The organism is Caballeronia sp. GACF4 (assembly GCF_023631025.1).
Taxonomy (GTDB): domain Bacteria; phylum Pseudomonadota; class Gammaproteobacteria; order Burkholderiales; family Burkholderiaceae; genus Caballeronia.
In genome coordinates this window covers 243,491-261,634 of the sequence record NZ_JALQDW010000018.1, presented here as the reverse complement: position 1 = coordinate 261,634, position 18,144 = coordinate 243,491, and the positions used below count along the sequence as shown (strand labels likewise).

The following is an 18,144-nucleotide window of genomic DNA, read 5'->3' as shown; positions in this document are numbered from 1 at the left end:
CGCGACGCCACATTGCCAAAATGCGTCAACCGCGTTTTTTTAGCTTGCAATGGAAATAATTTTCCAGCGCCGATTGATGCGCGTGAATCGTGGAAGCTTAATGACCTGAAGCGATCATAAGCAAAATCCTTTTCTCGCGTGAATGGCTTTTTCTATCGGGCAGAGTTGCGCTACGCGTGCCGTAAAGCGTGTCGCACGCGCAACGAATCGGAAAAGAAAATGATCAGTTATACCCGCGAATCACGCAGGATTTTTGTTCCTCTTCGGTTTTCTCGCCTGCAAAACGACCGCAGATTTCCGCAACGTACTGTGGTGCGCCGCTGACCTGGCTGGACTTGTGACACACCGGGGCAGTTGTTGCCGACGCGGTGTCGGCTTCGTCTTCCAGCCATTGTGCGAGCCGGGCGCTCATATAGGCTTCCATGTCTTGTCTCCGTACTAAAAACGCAAGTTGCGTCTGACGGTTTAAGCATGCGCTTATCGGCGTCTATTGGCCCTAGTGGATTTCATTAATGGACGAACGGCATTTTTGTGACTTGCTCGAAAAAATTGCTATTTATCGCGTGCCCATGTCGTTGACAGCAATCTGCTAATTTCTCTGACGGCCATATTAGCGCCTGCTTTTGCAGACGGTAATGCAGCCATACTGGTTTATGCAACTGGACTGCATATAGCTTTTTCAAACCACGTTTTTTTCAATGATCGGCCGGCCGGTCAACACGCGCGCCCAATCGAGCGAAGATAAATCCAGCGTGATGTATTTTCCATGCAAGATAAGTTCGCTCAAGCCCCGTCCCGTTGCGGGTCCTTGTTGCAAGCCGTGTCCGCTAAACCCATTGGCAAAAAGGCAATTCTCGATGTGCGGGTGGGCCCCAATGATCGCATTCTGGTCAAACACGTTGTATTCATAATACCCAGACCAGCATCGTTCCACGCGCAGCGCTTCGAATCCCGGAACGCGGTGCGCAAGCGTCGGCCAAATGACATCGTCAAAAAGCGCGTGATCGACTTCATCGAGCGGCAGGTCGTCCGGATCGTTGTCCGCCGAAGGCGATGTGCCGCAGATAAACGTGCGTCCCTCAGGGCGAAAGTAGACGCCACTCGGATCAATCAACAATGGGCAGTCTTCGAGCACCGCTGGCGACGATACGTTGAAAATGCTGCGCCGCCGCGCGTACACCGGAATATCGATGTCGAGCATTGCCGCAATCCGGCGCGACCAAGCGCCCGCCGCGTTGACGACGACATCGCATGCGAACGCTTCGCCGTTCGAGGCAAGCACGCGCTTCGCCTGGCCGCCTTGGCATTCAATATCCGTCACTTCGGCGGCCACGTAACGCGCGCCCAGCGCCTGCGCCTTGCGTCGTAGCGCCTGGACGAGACCATAGCCGTCGAACCAGCCTTCGCCGGTCTCGCCGAACGCACCCGCCGCAAGGTCTTTTGTATTCAACCAGGGGAAGCGCGCGCGCAGGGAAGCGGGATCGAGCAAGGTGATATCCGCGCCGAGTTCGCGTTGCAGCGCATGGTTCTCTTGCAGCGTGGACAGGCCCGGCGGCGTCGCTAGAAAGAGATAGCCGCCTTCGTGCAGATCGACCGAGGGCCGTTCGCCGTTCACTTCGAGGCGCTCGCCAATCGACCGCAAGAACTCGATACCGAACAACGACATACGCACGGAAAGCGGCGTCGAAAATTGCTGTCGGATCGACGCCGCCGACAACGCCGACGACGAGCGCGCGTAAGTCGGATCGCGCTCGATCACCGTGACTTGCACGCCTGGATCCATCATGCGAAGAAAGTACGCGGTCGAACTGCCGATCACGCCGCCGCCAACGATCACAACCTTGGACACCACGCCGCCTCCGTTTAAGGACTAGCCGAGATTGAAGTCGATGCCCTGTGCAAGCGGCAATTCCGACGAATAGTTGATCGTGTTGGTCGCGCGCCGCATGTAGGCCTTCCATGCGTCCGAGCCGGATTCGCGTCCGCCGCCGGTTTCCTTTTCGCCGCCGAACGCGCCGCCGATCTCCGCGCCACTCGGCCCGATGTTGATATTGGCGATGCCGCAATCGCTGCCCGATGCCGACAGAAAGCGCTCCGCCTCGCGCAGATCCGTCGTGAAGGCGCATGAGGACAAGCCGTGCGCGGCGGCGTTGTTCGCGGCGATGGCGTCATCGAAATCGGTGTAGCGCATCACGTAAAGAATGGGCGCGAAGGTTTCCTTCAGCACGACTTCGCTTTGTGCGGGCATTTCGACGAGCGCGGGACGCACGTAATAGCCATTCTCGTTACCCGTCACGCTCACGCGTTCGCCGCCGAACACCTTGCCGCCCTCGCCCTTCGCCTGCTCCAGCGCGTCCTGCATGCGCGCGAAAGCCTGCACGTCGATGAGCGGTCCCATCAACACGCCGTCGTTCAACGGATTGCCGACCGGGACTTTTGCATACAAATCCTTGAGGCGAGCGACGGTTTCGTCATAGATGCTCTCATGGACGAAAAGACGCCGCAGCGACGTGCAGCGCTGCCCCGCCGTGCCGACCGCCGAAAACAGAATGCCGCGCAGCGCGAGGTCACGATTGGCCGTCTGCGAAACGATGCCCGCGTTGTTGCCGCCGAGTTCGAGAATGGAGCGCCCGAAACGGCGCGCCACTTCCACGCCCACCGCGCGGCCCATTTCCGTGCTGCCGGTCGCGCTGACGATATCGGAGCGTTTGTCCGCGACGAGCTTCGCGCCCACTTCACGGTCGCCGATCAGAACCGATGCCAGGCCGGCCGGCGCGGTGCCGAACTCGTCGAGTACATCGCGCATGATGCGATCGACGGCGAGCGCGGTAAGCGGCGTCTTTTCCGACGGCTTCCACACGACCGCATTGCCGCACACGAGCGCAAGCGCCGCGTTCCACGACCACACCGCGACCGGAAAATTGAATGCAGAAATGATCGTGCAGACGCCGAACGGATGCCACGTTTCCGCCATTCGATGACCGGGCCGCTCGGAGGCGATCGTCAGGCCATACAGTTGCCGCGAAAGGCCGACGGCGAAGTCGCAAATGTCGATCATTTCCTGCACTTCGCCCAGGCCCTCTTGCAGGATCTTGCCCGCTTCGAGCGCGACGAGCCGGCCGAGCGCAGCCTTCTTTTCGCGCAGGCGATTGCCGAGCAAACGCACCAGTTCGCCACGTCGCGGCGCCGGAACGTTGCGCCATACGGCAAATGCGCTGCGGGCTTGCGCAAGCGCGGTATCGACATGGGCGGAAGTATGGCGTTTCACGCGTCCGATGATTTCGCCGCTGATGGGCGAAGTGACAGTCATGTCGCCCTCGTTCGCGATGCCTGCGATACCGAGGTCGGAGAGAATGGTCTTGGCGTCCACAGTGAATTCCTTTTGCATGCAAGATTAGCCTCGCTGTTTCCGATGCGAAACAACGGTCAAGTTCGGAAACTATACGCCCAGCGTCGCATGCTCACAACGCTGTCAATATTGGGGTTCTCACCAGTCTCAGTTTGCATACCGAATGCAAACGCCCGAAAAGTCGATGGTATTATCGGAAACAAACCACCTTCGACCTCTCATGTCTACTTTGCCCGCCAAAAATTCGACTGAGCAATCCGCAGCCGATCTCGGACGACGGGTAAAGCACGCTCGCACCGCTCAGAATCTCACGCTGGAAACCGCGAGCCGGCTATGCGGCGTGTCGCGCTCGGCGTTGTCGAAGATCGAGAACGGCTTGATGTCGCCGACTTTCGATGTCTTGCAGAAGATAGTACGCGGCCTGCAGATCGATCTCGCGGAACTGTTCGGCAGCGCGCCCGCTGCCAGCGCAAGCGGCCGGCGCGCACTCACGCGACGCGACGAGGGGCAAAGGCACGCGTATCGCGGTTATCAGATGGAATTGCTGGCGACTGAACTCGCGCACAAGGCGATGCTGCCGTTTCGCATCCGCATCTCGGCGCATACACTGGATGCCTTCGACGACTGGGGCCGTCACGAAGGCGAAGAGTTTTTGTACGTGATCAGCGGCAGCGTGTGCCTCTACTCGGAACTCTATGCGCCGACGCATCTGAATGCGGGCGACAGCATCTATTTCGACAGCCGCACGGGCCACGCGGCGATATCGACCAGCGCGGAAGATGCCGAAGTTCTGTGGATGGCAACCGGTGCCACCGACGTTCAATGAACGATGACGCGGTTCAAGCGGGCCGCAAAGCGAGCCGCATCGGCATACGATTCGGCACCACCGTGAAGTTGCAGACTTCGTGAATATCGGCGGCATCCTGAGCCAGGCGCGCCGTGAAATTCGCCGTGAGCATCGAAATGACGAGCCGTATTTCGACCGCTGCCAGATGCCGTCCCGGACACACGCGCGGCCCCGCGCCGAATTGCAGATAAGCACGTGGATCGTGCGTTCCCTGATTTGCGTGCTCGCCCGCCTGCAGCCGATGCTCGCGCAGCCAGCGATCCGGATCGTAGCGCGCGGGATCGCTGAAGTGGCTTTCGTCAAGCATCGCGGGACGATTTAGAAAAAAGAGCTTGGTGCCCGCGGGTAGCCGTACGCCCTGCAACTCCACTTCCTCCAACGGTTCCAGCGACAAATACGGCGCCACCGGATGCAGTCGGCTCGCCTCCGTGCAGACGGCCTCGCATAGATCGAGTTCGCGCATTGCCTGATAACTCGGACAAACGCGCGCGTCGCCGAACGTGCATTTTGCATGCGTCGCGATGCGCGTCTGCAAGGCTTCATCGCCGCCGAGAAACAGGAGTCCCCATGCGAGCGATGCCACCGTCGTGTCTTCGCCCGCGACGAGCATCGTCATGACGTTGGCGGCGACTTCGTCATCGGTGAGGCCGGACTCGGGCGCGTCACGCAGCGCGAGCATCGCTTCGAGCAAATTGCGCGGCTCGCGTGCAGATGCCTCGTCACGCATGCGCTCGCGCGATCTCGACATCAAGCCACGCACATAGCGATGCACTTCGGCCATCGCACGATCGAATCGGCGGTCGCGCGGCAGCCGCATATAGCGCCAGTAGGGAAACGGCGTGGAGAGGCGCGTCATGATCATCGGCAGAAGCTGCGAGAGATGCTCCTGGATGACGCCGCGTTCTTTTTCCAGCGTGTTCGGGTCTTCGCCGAATGCGAGCGCGCTCGTGACATCGACGGTATAGCGCTTCAAATCGTCGTTCATCTCGACGATACGTCCCTCGCGCGCGGCCGACTCCCAGCGCCGCCGCAAACGCTCGGTGATCGCGGCCAGCGTCGGATAAAACGCCTTGATATGCGGCACGGACAGCGCCTGCATCACGAGTCGACGCTGCGGCGCCCACGCTTCGCCTTCGATGGAAAAGAGACCGTTGCAGCCGACTTCATCGAACAAGGTTTCGAGCGGACCGTAACGCCGATAACGATGCGGACGTTCACGCAAAACCGCTTGCGACAGCTCGAAATCCGACCACACGACAATAGGCACGCGGCCGAGCTTGAAGCGATACGGCGTGCCCAGTTCCTTCGCCCATCGCTCGAGCGTCAGATGATGAGTCGACGGCGGCAATTGAAAGAGATTGCCCGCGAGCGGCAAGCCGCGCGGCGAAGGCAAGTCGTCGATTTCGCGCAAAGAAGCTGTGACGGACGCGGCATTCATGATCGGCCTCGCAAGCGCTGATGTGCACAGCATAGTGCAAGCGCGACGCGCGCGACGGCCGTTACGCTTATTGAACGAGAGCGCTTTTTGCCCGCTTCCTGCCAGCAGGCGCCGGTGCTTCGGCAACGACCGGAGCTTGAGTCAGCGGCCGCTTGAAATAAGGCGAGCTCAATGTTGCCGCGCTCATATCGGATGCCGCTTCGAGCAGCGCGGGCGCGAGCTCTTTCAGACGCGTTTCCGGCAAACGGCTCGTCGGGCCCGCGAGACTGACGACACCCACGACCACGCCCGTCATAGGATGATGAATCGGCGCGGCCATCGACGTCATGCCGGCTTCGTAGGTTTCGCTCGCGATGCCGTAACCGCGTTCGCGCGCCGCGCGCAAGTCGGTCAGGAACTGCTGAATCGTCTTCGGCGCCTTCGGACCGCCTTGTCCGGGCTTGCCGAGTCCGCCTTGCTTCGACACGAGTTCGAGCGCTTCCTCATCGGTCAGCGACGACAACCACGCCTGTCCGCTTGCCGTGCAATGCAAGGGCGGCTGGCTGCCCATGTCCGGGTCGTAGCGCAGCCCGGACTTCGCGCCCTGCGCCTTGCCGACGAAGGTGATGTGATCGTCCTCCACCACGCCAAGCCGCGCCAGTTCGCCCGACGCCGCCGCGAGGCGGTCGAGCACCGGTTGCGACACATCGAGCACGCCGCCCGTCGAAAGATAGATCAGCGCAAGCGACACGAGCTTCAGCGCGAGCATGTACTCGCCGTGATCCTCGTCCTGGCGCACGTAGCCTTCGTCGATCAACATCGCGAGCAGACGATGCGTGCCGCTGCGGGGAATGCTCAAGGTATCCGCGATGGCGGCAAGCGGCATGCGTCCGCCGTTCTTCGCCAGCAGTTCGATGATGGACAACGCGCGCTCAAGATTTCCTGCCATGTTTCGTTACCTCGAAGTTCCGATTCGGAATTTGAACATGATTCCACCTCGGAATTCAACCGCCATCGTTCAATGCCCGGCATAAACCTCGTCGAGCAAGGCAAGCGTCGCTTCGCGCATGCGCTTCGCGCGCTCGAGCGCGTTGGTGGTCTTGGCCCACTGTTGCGTCGGTATTTCGAGTGAAAGCGGCAAGTCTTCTGGCAGTGCATGCAAAATGCCAGCCAAGTCGATACCTCCTTCACCCGGAATCATCCGCTCGCAGCGCGCCTGGAAAAGTAGTGTTTCGAGGTCGGTCGGGCGCTCGGCGGGCGCGTCGCAGAACTGCACATAGCCGAAATACTCGCGCGGCAACTCACTCAGCGTCTGGGTCGACGACCCCGCGCGGTCGAAGTGAAGCGGATCGATGATCAGCCCAGTGTTGTTGCGTTCCGCCGCCTTCACGATGCGCGCGGCTTGCACGATGTCCTTCGCGTCGGTCCACGGCATCGGTTCAAGCGATGGCGAGAGGCCATAGGGACGCGCCAGATCGCACAACTGCGCGAGACGCTCGGCGGTGCGCGACTCGTCGGGATCGTTGCCCGCGACGAGCACATAGCGCGCGCCAAGTTCGGCGGCGGTCGCAAGCATCGGCTCGTATGCGGTCACATCGGTGTCGGGTTTGAGGCGGAGAATTTCCGTGTCGAGCACGCCAATGCCGGTGTCCTTCAACGCCGCGAGCGTCTCGCGCACGAGCGGTGTATCGCCGATGATGTCGTGCCGCACTTCGGTATCGGTCGCCGGAAGAAGGCGCAGGCCGACATAGTCATAGCCGGCGTTCGCCGCGCATTCGACCATCTGCGGCGGCGTCAATTCGAGCACGGTCAAAGCTGAGAGCGAAAGTTTTCGTGTGGACATATGGTTTTCCTTAGCGCAGTGGCGAGAACGGTGCGGGCACATAGATGGTCGATTCCATCGTCGTCAGATGCGCGGGTCCGCCCTTCGGCGGCCATACGCCATCCTTCACCGATTCCGCGCGAATACGCGAGCGTTCATCCACGCTCTTGTACGGCCAGATGTTCAGAAAACGCGGCACGGTGCCATCGAGCGCGTACATTGCACCGATCAACGGCGAACGCTTCGTGCGTTCGGGCAAGGCGTTCTGCCACGCGTCGATGGTGTGCTGCAGGCTCGCGAGCTTCGTGCCGTAAACGCGCATCTCATAGATGCCGTTGTGTTCGGCAGGCTCGATCGGCGGCAGGAATGGAAAGAGCGCATAGCTATTTATTTCGACATCCGTAATGAATTCGCCGCAACCGAACGGATTGCCTTCGAGCAGAAGGCGCCTGCGTTCATCGATCAGTGCCGCTTCGGAAGCGTAGCCGCGCAAGACCATCACCTTGCCCAAGGCACCGATATCGGAATACCAGCATCCGAGCAAGCGCGCGCCTGCTTGCTCGCCGCTCGACTTGATGTTTTCGAAGACCTGCGCATTCGTGCCGATCTTCACGGTGAGTGTGACTGTGTCGTACAGGGTCATTGAAATGTCCTTGCCTGATTGAATTGAGAGAGAGTGGTCATGGTTTCGATGCGATGCGCTTCGCGTTCACTGCTGTCATCGCCTTGATCTGCAAGTGCGTGGCCCGCGAGATAGCCGAAGGTCATCGCCGGACCGAGCGTGATGCCGCCTGCGGGATAGTGGCCGCCCATCATGCTCGCGGCATCGTTGCCAACTGCGTAGAGGCCGGCAATCGGCATGTGCGCTTCGTCCAGCACGCGGGCGGTCGAATCGGTAGCGAGGCCGGCGAATGTACCGAGGCTGCCGGGCAGCACTTTCACTGCGTGATACGGGCCATCGGCAATAGGTGCAACGCATGGATTCGGCTTATGCGATGCATCGCCCTGCATGCGGTTGTAGGGTGTCGAGCCTCGATGAAATTGCGGATCGAAGCCGTCGCGAGCGTAGTGGTTATAGGCCGCGATGGTTTCGATGAAGCCAGTTGGCTCGATGCCGCAAACTCGCGCGAGCGCTTCGAGCGTGGGCGCGCTTTTTAGATAGCCCGAGCGTTCGTGCGCGCGCAACGGGAATGGAAACGGCTTCGCGGCACCAAGGCCATAGCGTCGCAGAAAACGATGATCGCAGACGAGCCACGCGCACACTTCATCGCCTGCGGGTGTGATGTCCATCAACGCGGACATGAAGTCGTAGTATGACGACGCCTCGTTCACAAAGCGCCTCCCCGCACGCGTCACCGCGATCAGACCAGGCTTGCCGCGTTCGATCAGATGCGCGAACGCGACATGCGGACCATCGCGCTTCGGAACGAGCGAAACGGGCGCCCAAGCCGCGGGGTTTTCGAGCGCTGCATTGAAGTGTGCGCCTGCGGCCTCGCCCATGCGAATGCCGTCGCCGGTGTTGGAACGCGGCGCCGCGGACCAATGTTCGCGGCCCGTCGGCGTATAAGCGAACGTAGCCGCGCGACGTGCTTCATCGTGCGGATAACCACCGCACGCGAGCACCACGCCGCGTCGCGCATGGACCTCATGCTTTACGCCTTCGATCTCGACATGAGCGCCGATCACACGATAGCCATCGCGCAAGAGACCGACCGCTTTAGCGCGCGTGCGCAGATCGACGCCACGATCCGCCGCCGACTTCAAGAGTCTTGCAATGAGCGCATTGCCGTTCAATAGATGCATCGATCTGCCGTAGCGAAGCTTGTCGTGCGCGAACTTGGCGAAGCGTTTGGTGACATGCCACGCGGAGCGCACCGAGCGCGTGGCGTTCAGAAAGTGCGTGAGCTCTTGTCCAGGAGAAATCGCCATGCCGTTGATCGTCGTATCGAGAAGCGGTGGCCGCAGCTTGTCGATGAGCGCCCCGAGTTCGCGACCATCGAAAGGCATGGCGCACACGGAGCGGCCACCCATGCCCGCGCCTTGCGAGGTATGAAAGTCCGGAATGCGGTTGCCATCGATGAAACGCATCGACGTATTTGTCTCGAAGAACTCGACCATGCGCGGACCGTGTTCGATGAGCGCGTCGACTTTAGCCGCGTCGTATTGCGCGCCAAGTTCGGCCTTCAGATATGTTCGCGGCGCGTCTGCTTCCTCGATCATTCCTGCGCGCGTCGCAAGCGGACTGCGCGGAACCCACATCCAGCCGCCCGACCACGCGGTCGTGCCGCCGAAGACGTCTTCCTTCTCGCAGACCAAAACGGAGAGTCCTCGCGTGGCCGCTGTCACGGCCGTCGATAGTCCGCCCGCACCGGAACCGAGCACGAGGACGTCGCATTCCAGTACCGGGTCAGGCTTCATCGCTAGGCCTGGGTTGATGCCTATTGCTTGCCGGCGCACGCGGCGACGAGTCCTCGTGCAGCAAACGCATGCTGTCTGGTGACGTTCGATGTCGCGTAGACAGCCGAGAGACAAGCTCGCGCATACGGCCGCTTGTATTCGATCTAACCAGCGTCTCCATCATTTTTGTCTCGCTCCTTCCGATTCGGATCGCAGTTATACGCGACTCGAAGCTGCCTTTAGCTGTAGAACTGTCTTTGATATTGGAATCCTATTCCATTTTCCGATCGCGCGCAAAGACCTTTTTAGATTGCTTGGCGTGAGTGATCAAGCCGCTTGGCATTGCGGCCGTCATGGGGCACGATGCGCTCTTCCCGCGACCGGTATAACGCATGCAAGATTCAACTCCGCGACCTCCCGTGCCGCCGCGTTTCCTGAAAGGCATCTTGCCGATCGACCGGCTCGCTGCGGGACGCGACATTCTTGCGGGGCTTTCGCTCGCATCGATGGATATCCCGCAAGTCTTGGGCTATGCGCGCATTGCCGGCATGCCTGCGGTTACAGGTTTGTATACCGCATTCATTCCGCTCGCCGCGTTCGCGTTGTTCGGGGCATCGCGCCATCTCGTGGTGGCCGCGGATTCCGCCACCGCCACGATTTTCGCGAGCCGCGTATCGACCATCGCGCCGATGGCGAGCGCCGAATATGTCGAACTGGCAAGCATGGTCGCGCTGCTGACTGCCGCGTTGTTGCTGCTCGCACGGCTCTTCAGGCTCGGCTTTCTCGCCGATTTCCTTTCGCGCACGGTGCTGGCCGGTTTCCTGGCGGGCGTCGGCATACAGGTGTCGATCGCCATGCTCGGCGATATCCTCGGCATGACCGTGCCGGTGCCGTCGTCGCGCAGTCTTGCGCAGCTTTGGTATGTTGTCGACCATATCGTCGAAGCGAACTTGCCGACGCTCGCTCTCTCGTTACTCGTGATCGTCGCGATACTCGGCTTCAGACGTATCTGGCCGCGCGTGCCGATACCGCTCGTCGCGGTCATCGGCAGCATCCTCGCGAGCAAGACGTTCGGGTTCGCGGCCCACGGCATCGCGGTACTTGGCCCGGTCGCAGGCGGATTGCCGCCGCTGCGCGTGCCACACGTCACGTGGCAGCAGTTTCTCGATCTCGTGCCCGTGGCGGCGTCGTGCTTCGTGATGATCGTGGCGCAAAGCGCGGCCGCGGCGCGCGTCTTCGCACAGCAGCACCACGAGTCCGCCGATACCAACGGCGACTTGCTCGGCCTCGCCGCCGCGAATGCGGCTGCCGCGTTCAGCGGCGCCTTCGTGGTCAACGGCAGCCCGACGCAGACAGCGATGGCCGATCGCGCCGGCGCACGCAGCCAGATCGCGCAACTCACCTTCGCGGCGGTGGTGGTCGTCGTCTTGATGTTTTTGAGCGGCTTTTTGCAGTACCTGCCGCATTGCGTGCTTGCCGCGATTGTCTTCACCATCGCCGTCGGGCTCGTCAATGTGCAAAGCCTGCAGGCCATTCGGCGCGAGAGTCCGGGAGAGTTCACGCTGGCGCTGATCACGGCGGCGGCGGTCGTTCTGATCGGGGTCGAGCATGGCATCTTGCTTGCCGTGGCGTTGTCGCTGATGCGGCATGTGCGGCACAGCTATCGTCCGCATACGATGGTACTCGCGCCCGTCGCGCCGGACCGCCGATGGCAGTTCGTACCGACGCGTCCCGGCGTCGTCACCGCGCCTGGCTTGATCGTGTATCGGTTCGGCGCCGATCTGTTTTATGCGAACGATCATCTCTTCGCGGCGGAAGTGAAGCAGTTGATCGATGCGGCGCCTCTTGAACTACGTCATTTTGTCGTCGATGCCGGCGCGATCACCGATCTGGACTACTCGGCCGCGCGCACGTTGAGCGATTTAGTCGCAAGCGTGCGGCATCACGATATCGCGATGATCTTTGGACGAGTGAATCCGTTTCTTCGGCTCGACATGGATCGGCATGGACTAACGGAAGTGATCGGCAAGTCCAATGTATTCGCGACGCTGCACGAGGCGCTTGCGGCTGCGGGGGTGAGTGCCGAGGCGCATGAAGCAGGGGCGCTTTGAGGTGCGGCGCGTTCGGCACATAGGACTCAGGGCTCGGGGTTCGGCTTCAGCATCTGGCTGCGACTGCGGCTGCGGCTGCGGCATTCGGCATTCGGCATTCGGCATTCGGCATTCGGCGCTCGGCGCTCGGCTTCGGTTTCGGTTTCAGCACTTTCACACTCGTTTTGCATTGGATTTTGTATTTTAGGCACCCGCAAGTTGCATACTGCATGCACTTTGTCCACGCTGGCGCTGAGAGCCATTAGGCACTTCCTCCGACCACTCACCTTGCGGATTCCAAGTAAGCCAAAATCGAAGACCGTTAGTTGCCAACGCAGACAGAAGATTGAATCCAATTCTAATTTAGACTACAGTTCATCAACGCTTTTGAGCTAAGACACCCATCCGCGCAACGTCCCCCGACCGAAGCGCACAAAGGAGACATTCAAAGCATGGCGCAGGACACATCCTTCTCCGCATCGCTCGATGCGGGCTTAAGCGGCGCAACTCGCCTCTACTTCATCGTCGGCGATCCCATTGCGCAGGTACGTTCGCCCTCCGGCGTGACCGCCGCCTTGCGCAAGGCAGGACACGATGCAATCGTGATCCCGGCTCACGTCGCACCTGCCGACCTCGCCGCTTTCTTCGCCGGCGTCACGCCAATGCAAAACGTCGATGGCGTCATCATCACCGTGCCGCACAAGTTCAGCGCCGCTGGCTTTTGCGCGTCGCTCGCGGAAGAATCCGCGTTCCTCGGAGCGGCCAACATGCTAAGACGCAACGCGGACGGCTCCTGGCACGGCGGCATGTCCGACGGCGCCGCGATGGTCGCGGCCCTTGGCGACGCAGGCTGCGATCCGCAAGGAAAACGCGCGCTTCTAATCGGCGCGGGCGGAGCGGGATCGGCAATCGGTCATGCGTTGGTTAATGCGGGCGTCGCATCGCTCGCTGTCCGCGATTTCGATGCCGCGCGCACCAAATCCCTCGCCTCGCGTTTAGCGAGTCTGGGTCGCGGCGCCGTGAGCGTCGATAGCGACTCGGGCGCGGAGAACTTCGACATCGTCGTGAATGCCTCGCCTGCCGGAATGCGCGAAGGCGATCCGCTGCCAATCGATGTATCGAAGCTCGATGCAAAGACTTTCGTCGGCGATGTCGTCACGAAGCCGCCGCTTACGCCGTTCATCGAAGCGGCGCGCGCGCAAGGTTGCCGCACCGTCACCGGCACGCAAATGTTCGGGCGCGTGTGCGACAAAATCTTGGACTATCTGTTGAAGCGCTGAGGCCGCGCCAGCCGAATAAAGGCTTCCGGTTTTGATTCCATGATCCTTACTGCACTTTGACGGCCGCGCATTCGCTTCCTTCCGAAGCGCGTGCCGATCTCAACGGCCTCTTCGACAGCAGCCCGAAGCGCACCGCGAGAGTCGCTACAGCATGAAGACGCACGACGGCGCCAAGCGCGATATCGACAGCGCGCTTGAACCGCAAGACGGTCAGTGCGTGACCACCATCCATTCCGCCCAGCGCGGCTATGCGCGGCCCATGCCTGCCCACGAGTGCTCATGAGCGGCAACGGCGGGTCGACTCATTTGCCCGCCGTCCTTTGATGGATGCGGACGCGTTGCGCCAGTTCATCCGCAACGCGTTCCACAACGGGCCGCCAGTCGCCCGCCGCATGCTGACGCAGCAGTTGCACCGAGTCGTACCACGGCTGCGTCTCGCCGGTTCCCCAACACCAGTGCGATGCAAGATCGATCATCGCCAGCACCGGCCGCCCAAGCGCGCCACCGAGATGCAAGGGCGAACTATCGATAGTCACCAATACGTCCAGCGCCGTGAGCAATGCAGCGGAGTCATGAAAATTGTCTCGATAGCGCTGCGCAACCTCGACGACACACGCACCTGCCGCGCGCATCTTTGCGATATCGCCATCGCGGCCGGGAGCAACCGGATAAAACGTCACGTTCGACAGACGCCAAAGCGGCGCAAGCGCATCGACGGGAATGCTGCGTTGACCATCGCGCCGATGCGTCGGACTGCCCGCCCAGACGATGCCGACACGCAAGTTATCGGCGCCTTCTTCTTCGAGCAAGCAGCGCCACGCCGCAACGCGTTCCGCATCGGCATGCAGATACGCGCGGCCCTCGATTTCCGCCGGCATCAAGCCTAGCCAGAACGGCATGCTCATCATGGGTATGGAGTAATCGCAGCCGCTGAATGCATGTTCCGCGACCAGCACGCAATCAGGCACGACACGCTCGATGAGCGAGTGAAGGACGTGGCGCACGGCCAGCATCGGCTCGCCGCCGTGCGCGCGCACCAACTCTGCGAATCGCGGATATAGACGCACGAACTGGATATCGTCGCCATGACCGATCTCGCTATACACAACCACGCGCCTTCCCGCGAGCGATTCACCGCGCCAGCGCGGCGCTTCACGTTCCAAGCGGGTGACGACGCTTTTGTCGCCATGATGCGGGTTAGTCAAACGATGTTCGAAGCGCGTCCAGCCGTCACGCCACGCGCCGCGACGCAATTCGAGATCGGCTAGATCAATCGGGAGATGCGGCGCATTTGGACTCTGCGCGATAGCCTGGCGGTAAAGCGCTTCCGCTTCCTCATAACGCGCCTCTTCGTTCAGATACATCGCGATCGCGCCCGTGACGAGACCGTTGTCCGGATGCAGCCTTGCGGCATCGCGCATGACCGCTTCGGCCTTCATGCAGTCATGCCGCATCCAGTGACTATGACTGAGTTGCCAGGACAGTTCGACATCGCCAGGAAAGCACTGCAGCGCGTTTGCACAGAAGTGCTCGAGCAACGCCCAATCGCCGGAATCACGTATTTCCAAAGCGTGCTTGAGTGCGTGGTTCGCGTCGGGATACTGCTTGAAATCGAATGAATCAACGAGCAGACAAGGCATGAATGAAGCGTGGAAACGAAGCGGATTATCAGTGTAGCCAACGCATGGCGTTGCGCGCGTTCAGAAACGCAAAGATATGTTTGAAAGCGCAACGATGATGCACATCGTTCCGAAGCGCTTACTCAAGCAATGAACCCGGCGACGACGAGGTTTCAGCTTGAACGGAATCACGGCGACCATGAAATGGTGTGCTTCCGAATCGAGGTTGAGCGCCGCCCGGGCGTTTGCCATACTCCTCAATGTTGTCTCCTCACGCGTTCACCCTAACGGGATTTCAACTGGACGCGCTCTCGCCGCCTACCCCGGGCGGCATTTTTTTATCCGTCTGTCTTGCTAACTAATCGACGGATTTTCCTCAGACACTTCAAGCGTTTTCTATCAGCGCTTAGTGACAAGATAACGCCAAAATTAAGCACTCATCCGCGCTTCGTAGCAGTGCCAATTGACAGCCACTTGCGAAGCATGAAAGCATCGCCGTCGATCTTCCTCAAAGCCACCGGAGACCTTCGCGATGATCTACCACGCATCCATTCCCGCCCGCGATCCACAACACGTCGCCAACGTGCTCGCCGAACTCTGGAACGGTTTCGCCGCGCCGTTTCCATCGTTTCCCGACTCGTGGATGGCCGTCGCCGGCGATGACCGCGGCAGCATCATCGAAGTCTATCCGGGCGATCGCGTCATCAGGCCCGGCGGCGGCGCGGAAACCAGCGTGAGTTTTGGCGCGGGCAAGGTCGACCGTCCGCAATACAGCGCGTTTCATATGGCGATTGCCACGCAGATGGACGCGGCGCAAGTGATCGCCATCGGCGAACGCGAAGGCTGGCGCGCGGTGCGCTGCATGCGCGGCCGCAATTTCTTCGACGTGATCGAACTATGGATCGAAAACTCGACGATGCTCGAATTCCTCACGCCCGACATGCAGGCGCAGTACCTCGCATTCGCCACGCCGGAGAACTTCAAGGCAATGGCCGCAGCCGCCGCGACCGCGTGATTGACGACCAAACGCGAACGGCCGCGCGCATCATTCCTGCAACGCGGTCCACATTTCCTTGTCGCGCTCGGCGGTCCAGATACGCGGATGCGTGATCCCGCTCGCTTCGTCGAAGGCGCGCGAGACATCGAAAGGCAGGCAATGCTCGTAGATGAAGACGTGGCCGAACTTCGGGTCCATCGACTTGCGTGCGAGCGCCATCGCGCCCTTGAGGTCGAGTCGTTGCGCAACGGCTTCGCGCCCGGCGGCAAGCAGTATCGTGACGAAGTCCTTCGTGTAGTCGAGACCCTTGTGCACATCTTGAGGCGTGAGCAACGCGGGGCCACGGCCCGGCACGAGCTTCCGCGCATTCAGCGCGCGCAAGGCTTCGAGCGTCGTGGGCCATTGCGCGAGCTGGGCATCGCCGCAATAACACGCGGCGTCGTATTCGACCAGATCGCCCGAAAACAGCACGTCCTGCGATGGCAGCCATACGACCGTATCGCCCTTCGTGTGACCCGCGCCGAGATGCGCGATGCGCACTTCAAGCTTGCCTAGCCAGAGCGTGATCTCGCGATCGAACACGAGCGTGGGCCATGTCAGGCCCGGCACCGTCTCGACGCCTGCGAAGAGGCGCGGAAAGCGCTCGATCTCCGACTTCATGTCCGCCTCGCCGCGCTCGACGATCATCTCGTACGTGCCACGGCTCGCGATGACCTGCTGCGCGCCTTCCGCGAAATACGCCGATGCGCCCAGCACGCGCACCGCGTGATAGTGCGACAGCACGACGTACTTGATCGGCTTGTCGGTGACGCTGCGAATCTTCGCGATCAGATCCTGCGCCATTGAGGGCGTCGCGGTCGTATCGACGATCAGCACGGCGTCGTCGCCGACGATCACGCCCGAGTTCGGATCGCCTTCTGCCGTATAGGCCCAGGCGTTCTCGGAGAGCTGCGTGAAGGTGATCTTCTTCTCTTCCAGGTCCGCCTGGGATGCGAAAGCCTTTGCCATGTCGCGCTTCCATGAGTGAGGGTCGGTGAATCATCGACGCCCATCTGGCGGCTTGTCAAAAGCAACCGCGCGTCCTGTCAGCCAACCAAGGGTAAATACGGGGCGCGTGGCCGGACTATCGCCGCGCCATCTCGGTGCCCGACACGCGAATGGCCGGAAACCAGTCGGTGGGCTTTGCGATCTCGTCCTGCGAGGCGACGATCTCCAGCTCGTAACGCCCTGCATCGTAAGTCGTCTTCACCACCGCGTTGACGGCCGCGAGCGTGTGTTCGAGCGCGTGGCGCAAGGAATCGCCCTGCAAGGTGCGCGCGACGAACACACCGCTCGTCAGATCGCCGACGCCCACTGGCTGACGCGCGAACGGATACAGCGGACGCTGCGCGAACCACGCTTCGTGCGCGTTCACGGCCAGCATGTTGAAGGTATCGGCGCGACTGTTGCGGTCGAGCAGATGCTTGACGAGCAGCGTGCGCGGCCCGCGCGCGATGACTTCGCGGCAGGCATCGACGGCTTCTTCCACCGTCTCGATCGGCCGGCCCGCGAGCTTTTCGAGTTCGAGGTGATTGGGCATCATGGCATCGGCGACTTCGGGCATGGTCGTCACGAGGAAGTCTTCGATGCCCGGCGCCACCGTGCAGCCGCCCGTCACGCCCATGACCGGATCGCAAAAGAAGAGCGCGCGCGGATTCACCGCCTTCACCATCTTCACGATCTCGACCACCGCGCGGCCTTGCTCGGTCGCGCCGAGAAAGCCCGACAGCACGGCGTTGCAGCGACCGAGCACGCCGATCGCGCCGATACCTTCGATCACGCTCTGAAGCTCGTCGGCGTCGACCACGCTTCCGGTCCAGCGGCCATATTGCGTGTGATTGGAGAACTGCACCGTGTTGAGCGGCCAGACGTTGACGCCGAGACGGCGCATTGGGAAAACCGCCGCGCTATTGCCGGCGTGGCCGAACACCACATGCGACTGGATACTCAGGACGTTGTTCATGTTTTTGATTCCCGGGTGCGGCTTGTTCGGTCAGGAGAATGCCGCATGGCATGCGGCTTCTCTTCGTGCTCGCAAGCGTTTGCGTGTTGATCGCGAAGCTTGCATAGCCGTATTGTGCCGTGCCTTAACGCACCGCGGCATCGTCCACGCACGATAAATTGCGCAACTGCAACACCCGAGAAGGCCGCCGCACGGGCGTTCGGCACGCTGTTTGCTCGAAAATGCCGCCAGCATTTCCGTGCACTGCGCGCGGCAGCGCGGATCGGTGGAACAAAAAAAGAGCGACATCGGTACACGAATGCCGACGCGCACCGGATAATGCTT

The 18,144-nt window shown here is 61.2% G+C and carries 16 protein-coding genes; 5 read left to right on the top strand and 11 right to left on the bottom strand.

The window, feature by feature from the left end; genetic code table 11:
• Positions 1–223: 223 nt before the first annotated feature.
• The 3 genes from NCR40_RS16280 to amaB all read right to left on the bottom strand — a co-directional run bounded on the left by NCR40_RS16280 (position 224) and on the right by amaB (position 3,370).
• Complete coding sequence (locus NCR40_RS16280; protein WP_244828357.1) at positions 224–424, bottom strand: hypothetical protein; 201 nt, start codon at positions 422–424, stop codon at positions 224–226.
• Between the two features lie 255 nt (positions 425–679).
• Entirely contained in the window at positions 680–1,852 is a 1,173-nt protein-coding gene (locus NCR40_RS16275; RefSeq protein WP_250509970.1) for an NAD(P)/FAD-dependent oxidoreductase, read from the bottom strand.
• Positions 1,853–1,870: 18 nt separating this feature from the next.
• The gene (gene amaB, locus NCR40_RS16270; RefSeq protein WP_250510285.1) at positions 1,871–3,370 is read right to left on the bottom strand and encodes an L-piperidine-6-carboxylate dehydrogenase; all 1,500 of its coding nucleotides are present in this window, start codon (positions 3,368–3,370) and stop codon (positions 1,871–1,873) included.
• A gap of 199 nt (positions 3,371–3,569) precedes the next feature.
• Here amaB and NCR40_RS16265 point away from each other — a divergent pair, with 199 nt between their 5' ends.
• Complete coding sequence (locus NCR40_RS16265; RefSeq protein WP_250509969.1) at positions 3,570–4,175, top strand: helix-turn-helix domain-containing protein; 606 nt, start codon at positions 3,570–3,572, stop codon at positions 4,173–4,175.
• 13 nt (positions 4,176–4,188) lie between these two features.
• Here NCR40_RS16265 and NCR40_RS16260 read toward each other — a convergent pair whose 3' ends face one another.
• From NCR40_RS16260 to NCR40_RS16240, 5 genes are all read right to left on the bottom strand, one after another.
• Entirely contained in the window at positions 4,189–5,634 is a 1,446-nt protein-coding gene (locus NCR40_RS16260) for a cytochrome P450 (RefSeq protein WP_250509968.1), read from the bottom strand.
• 67 nt (positions 5,635–5,701) lie between these two features.
• Complete coding sequence (locus NCR40_RS16255; protein WP_250509967.1) at positions 5,702–6,562, bottom strand: IclR family transcriptional regulator; 861 nt, start codon at positions 6,560–6,562, stop codon at positions 5,702–5,704.
• 69 nt (positions 6,563–6,631) lie between these two features.
• Positions 6,632–7,456 (bottom strand): sugar phosphate isomerase/epimerase family protein, encoded by an 825-nt coding sequence (locus NCR40_RS16250; protein ID WP_250509966.1) that lies wholly within the window; start codon positions 7,454–7,456, stop codon positions 6,632–6,634.
• Positions 7,457–7,466: 10 nt separating this feature from the next.
• Positions 7,467–8,078, bottom strand: coding sequence for an NIPSNAP family protein (locus NCR40_RS16245; protein ID WP_244828366.1), 612 nt, complete (start codon positions 8,076–8,078; stop codon positions 7,467–7,469).
• On the bottom strand, positions 8,075–9,853 hold the full coding sequence (locus NCR40_RS16240) for an FAD-dependent oxidoreductase (RefSeq protein WP_250509965.1): 1,779 nt from the start codon (positions 9,851–9,853) through the stop codon (positions 8,075–8,077). Before NCR40_RS16240 ends, NCR40_RS16245 begins: the two co-directional genes overlap by 4 nt.
• 371 nt (positions 9,854–10,224) lie before the next feature.
• Here NCR40_RS16240 and NCR40_RS16235 point away from each other — a divergent pair, with 371 nt between their 5' ends.
• From NCR40_RS16235 to NCR40_RS31305, 3 genes are all read left to right on the top strand, one after another.
• The gene (locus tag NCR40_RS16235) at positions 10,225–11,943 is read left to right on the top strand and encodes a SulP family inorganic anion transporter (RefSeq protein WP_250509964.1); all 1,719 of its coding nucleotides are present in this window, start codon (positions 10,225–10,227) and stop codon (positions 11,941–11,943) included.
• 431 nt (positions 11,944–12,374) lie between these two features.
• Positions 12,375–13,202, top strand: a complete 828-nt coding sequence (locus tag NCR40_RS16230) for a shikimate dehydrogenase family protein (RefSeq protein ID WP_250509963.1) — start codon at positions 12,375–12,377, stop codon at positions 13,200–13,202.
• Between the two features lie 151 nt (positions 13,203–13,353).
• Complete coding sequence (locus NCR40_RS31305) at positions 13,354–13,485, top strand: hypothetical protein (RefSeq protein WP_284503858.1); 132 nt, start codon at positions 13,354–13,356, stop codon at positions 13,483–13,485.
• 19 nt (positions 13,486–13,504) lie between these two features.
• Here NCR40_RS31305 and NCR40_RS16225 read toward each other — a convergent pair whose 3' ends face one another.
• Positions 13,505–14,842 (bottom strand): glycosyltransferase family protein, encoded by a 1,338-nt coding sequence (locus NCR40_RS16225; RefSeq protein WP_250509962.1) that lies wholly within the window; start codon positions 14,840–14,842, stop codon positions 13,505–13,507.
• Positions 14,843–15,353: 511 nt separating this feature from the next.
• On the opposite strand from NCR40_RS16225, the gene NCR40_RS16220 reads away from it, so the two are divergent.
• On the top strand, positions 15,354–15,836 hold the full coding sequence (locus NCR40_RS16220) for a hypothetical protein (protein ID WP_250509961.1): 483 nt from the start codon (positions 15,354–15,356) through the stop codon (positions 15,834–15,836).
• A gap of 30 nt (positions 15,837–15,866) precedes the next feature.
• Here the strand turns inward: NCR40_RS16220 and NCR40_RS16215 are convergent, their stop codons facing one another.
• Both NCR40_RS16215 and pdxY read right to left on the bottom strand, forming a co-directional pair.
• Entirely contained in the window at positions 15,867–16,826 is a 960-nt protein-coding gene (locus tag NCR40_RS16215; protein WP_250509960.1) for an MBL fold metallo-hydrolase, read from the bottom strand.
• A gap of 115 nt (positions 16,827–16,941) precedes the next feature.
• Complete coding sequence (pdxY, locus tag NCR40_RS16210) at positions 16,942–17,820, bottom strand: pyridoxal kinase PdxY (protein ID WP_244828375.1); 879 nt, start codon at positions 17,818–17,820, stop codon at positions 16,942–16,944.
• Positions 17,821–18,144 lie beyond the last annotated feature (324 nt).

Bases quoted from the DNA above. Each gene is read 5' to 3' on its own strand.
- NCR40_RS16240 (WP_250509965.1), bottom strand. From the start codon at position 9,853: ATGAAGCCTGACCCGGTACTGGAATGCGACGTCCTCGTGCTCGGTTCC.
- NCR40_RS16215 (WP_250509960.1), bottom strand. From the start codon at position 16,826: ATGGCAAAGGCTTTCGCATCCCAGGCGGACCTGGAAGAGAAGAAGATC.
- pdxY (WP_244828375.1), bottom strand. From the start codon at position 17,820: ATGAACAACGTCCTGAGTATCCAGTCGCATGTGGTGTTCGGCCACGCC.
- NCR40_RS16255 (WP_250509967.1), bottom strand. From the start codon at position 6,562: ATGGCAGGAAATCTTGAGCGCGCGTTGTCCATCATCGAACTGCTGGCG.
- NCR40_RS16220 (WP_250509961.1), top strand. From the start codon at position 15,354: ATGATCTACCACGCATCCATTCCCGCCCGCGATCCACAACACGTCGCC.
- NCR40_RS16230 (WP_250509963.1), top strand. From the start codon at position 12,375: ATGGCGCAGGACACATCCTTCTCCGCATCGCTCGATGCGGGCTTAAGC.
- NCR40_RS16260 (WP_250509968.1), bottom strand. From the start codon at position 5,634: ATGAATGCCGCGTCCGTCACAGCTTCTTTGCGCGAAATCGACGACTTG.
- NCR40_RS16280 (WP_244828357.1), bottom strand. From the start codon at position 424: ATGGAAGCCTATATGAGCGCCCGGCTCGCACAATGGCTGGAAGACGAA.
- NCR40_RS16250 (WP_250509966.1), bottom strand. From the start codon at position 7,456: ATGTCCACACGAAAACTTTCGCTCTCAGCTTTGACCGTGCTCGAATTG.
- NCR40_RS16265 (WP_250509969.1), top strand. From the start codon at position 3,570: ATGTCTACTTTGCCCGCCAAAAATTCGACTGAGCAATCCGCAGCCGAT.
- NCR40_RS16225 (WP_250509962.1), bottom strand. From the start codon at position 14,842: ATGCCTTGTCTGCTCGTTGATTCATTCGATTTCAAGCAGTATCCCGAC.
- NCR40_RS16235 (WP_250509964.1), top strand. From the start codon at position 10,225: ATGCAAGATTCAACTCCGCGACCTCCCGTGCCGCCGCGTTTCCTGAAA.
- NCR40_RS16245 (WP_244828366.1), bottom strand. From the start codon at position 8,078: ATGACCCTGTACGACACAGTCACACTCACCGTGAAGATCGGCACGAAT.
- NCR40_RS31305 (WP_284503858.1), top strand. From the start codon at position 13,354: ATGAAGACGCACGACGGCGCCAAGCGCGATATCGACAGCGCGCTTGAA.